At 50.6% G+C, this 1,586-nt stretch carries 1 pseudogene; it reads left to right on the top strand.

Annotated elements, in window-relative coordinates:
* Nucleotides 1-586: 586 nt before the first annotated feature.
* Nucleotides 587-1,573, top strand: a pseudogene (locus tag RMO27_RS19220) (GMC family oxidoreductase N-terminal domain-containing protein); the annotation flags it as partial.
* Nucleotides 1,574-1,586: the final 13 nt, after the last annotated feature.

A 1,586-nucleotide genomic window follows, 5' to 3' on the forward strand; every position in this document is an offset into this window, starting at 1 on the left:
GGTTGCCCGATCTGCAACTCACCAATATCAAGGTTGGTGATGCTAGAGTCGATCTAGACTTCTGGCGGACAGCCGAGCGCACCCACTGGAACATAGTTCGCCAAGTCGGGGAGTTAGAGATAATCGATCGGACTTTATAATCCACTAATCTAGCCCTCACCCCCAACCCCTCTATTGTTGCGCTATACCGTCGGGTTTCCCAACGAGCGCGCACTGCTCCCAAGCTTGGGCTACGGTGTATACACAAGTCTGTTGGACTTCGTTTGGGATCTAAATCCCCCAACCCCCTTTCCAATGGGGCTTTAAAGATCTGTAGGTTGGGTTGCGGATGCGCTCCGGTCGGGTTTCCCGACCATGGAAGCGCACCAAGCAGAAGAATGAAACCCAACATGCCCAACCAAAGTTTCTTTCATTCACCATACCAATTTAAATAGTTCGCGTAGATCTGTAGGTTGGGTTAAAGAATGAAACTAGAGCATACCCAACCAAAGTTTCTTTCATCCCTTAAACGACGTTTGCGTCGGCTCAGTTGCTCAGACCGAGACACTCGCACTAATTATCTCAAAAATCTGCCACCCACAAACACATGCACACGATCGACAGACACTACGATATCATCATCATCGGCACCGGAGCAGGTGGTGGCACCCTTGCCCATCGCCTTGCCCCCAGTGGTAAAAACATCCTGATCTTGGAGCGCGGTACCTTTCTTCCTAGAGAAAAAGATAACTGGAATCCAACTGCCGTCACCGCCAAAGGTCGCTACTTCAACGCCGAAACCTGGGTAGACAAAGACTAACAAGATCTCAAACCTGCCACGGGTTATTGGGTGGGTGGGAATACCAAATTTTATGGCGGCACTCTGTTTAGGGCGCGAGAGCGAGAATTTGATGAGATCGTCCACAAAGGTGGCATCTCTCCCGAATGGTGCCTCAAGTACGCAGATTTTGAACCCTACTATACTCAAGCCGAACAACTTTACAATGTGCATGGTAGGCGAGGTCTAGATCCCACCGAGCCGTGGACGACTGGAGAATATGCCTATCCTGCCATCAGTCACGAACCGCGCATTCAAGCAGTCAGCAACGATCTGGCGGCTAAAGGCTTGCACCCGTTTTATCTGCCGATGTCGATCAAACTCAACGAAGCACAGCGGTTTTTGAGTGAGTGTATCCGCTGCGAAACCTGCGATGGGCATCCCTGTCTACTTCATGCCAAAGCCGATGCCGAAGTCATGACCGTGCGCCCAGCCATCGAATATCCAAATGTCACGCTCCTGACTTCAGCCACAGTTCTCCGTCTGCATACCAGTGATTCTGGTCGAGAAATTACTGCGGTAGAGACTGAAGTAGATGGTGAAGTCAAACTGTTTCGCGGTGACATCGTTGTCGTAGCTGGCGGCGCAATTAATTCGGCATTATTACTACTGAAATCAGCTAATGACCAGCACCCAAACGGATTAGCCAACAGTTCTGGGCAAGTGGGACGTAACTTTATGAAACATAATTGCGGTGTGGTAGTTGGGGTGATGTCAGCAGCAAACCCCACCGTGTTCGCCAAAACCCTGGGGCTGTTCTAACTGCCGG

The organism is Chamaesiphon sp. OTE_75_metabat_556, assembly GCF_031378165.1.
Lineage (GTDB): Bacteria > Cyanobacteriota > Cyanobacteriia > Cyanobacteriales > Chamaesiphonaceae > Chamaesiphon.